General features: G+C 72.9%; 1 protein-coding gene. It reads left to right on the top strand.

All coding sequences use genetic code 11. From position 1 onward, the window contains the following. Positions 1-1,025: IS110 family RNA-guided transposase (locus tag ACK586_RS25430; protein ID WP_409333319.1), on the top strand; the 1,025-nt coding region annotated here is incomplete at its 5' end. Between the last annotated feature and the right edge of the window lie 5 nt (positions 1,026-1,030).

Raw genomic sequence — 1,030 nt, 5'->3', positions numbered from 1 at the left:
AGCAGACCCACTGCGCGGTCGCCGTCGACGAGGGCGGCCGGCAGCTGGGCAAGCCGATGACGGTGCGGGCGACCGATGCCGGGCACCGGCAGCTGCTGCGCTGGGCGGGCCGGGAGTTCGCCGACACGGTGGCCTTCGCGGTGGAGGACTGCCGGCACGTGTCGATGCGCTTGGAGCGGGCGTTGCTGGATGCCGGGGCCGCGGTAGTGCGGGTGCCGCCGAAGCTGATGGCGCTCACGCGCACCAGCGCCCGCACCCGGGGCAAGTCCGATCCGATCGACGCCCTGGCCATCGCCCGAGCGGCGGTGCGCGAGCCAGATCTGCCGCGCGCGGAGCACACGCACGCATCCCGGGAGCTGAAGCTGCTGGTCGACCACCGCGAGGACCTGGTCGGGATCCGTACCGGCCTGCAGAACCGGCTGCGCTGGCGGCTGCACGAGCTCGATCCGGAGTTCGACCTGCCGGCCCGCGGTCTGGACCTGGCCAAGCAGCTGGATCGGGCGCAGAGCCGGCTCGAGCAGCTGCCGGCGAGCACCATCCGTCGGATCGCGCTGGAGGAGCTGGCCGACATCCGTGACCTCACCGGGCGGATCAACGGCCTGGAGAAGGAGATCACCGCGCTGGTCCGCGCCCAGGCACCGCAGCTGCTCAGCCTGCCCGGCTGCGGGCCGCTGACAGCGGCCAAGCTCGTGGCCGAGACGGCCAACCCGGCCCGATTCCGCTCCGAGGCCTGCTTCGCCATGCACGCCGGCGCCGCGCCCATCCCGGCCTCCTCCGGCAAGACCAACCGGCATCGGCTCGCACGCGGCGGCAACCGGCAACTCAACGCCGCCCTGCACCGCATCGCGGTCACCCAGATCCGCCTCGACGGCCTCGGCCGGGCCTACTACCAGCGCCGACGCGCCACCGGCGACACCACGATGGAAGCCCTCCGCGCCCTCAAGCGCCGCCTGGCTCGCATCGTCTTCAACCTGCTTCGACCGACCGACACCGCGGCTGGAACGTGCCTTCCAGCCGCGGCTTGACATAG

The sequence above is a fragment of the Trujillonella humicola genome, from assembly GCF_046233715.1.
Taxonomy (GTDB): domain Bacteria; phylum Actinomycetota; class Actinomycetes; order Mycobacteriales; family Geodermatophilaceae; genus Trujillonella; species Trujillonella humicola.
The sequence above is the reverse complement of the archived record's forward strand: the minus strand, read 5'-3'. Positions and strand labels throughout refer to the sequence as shown.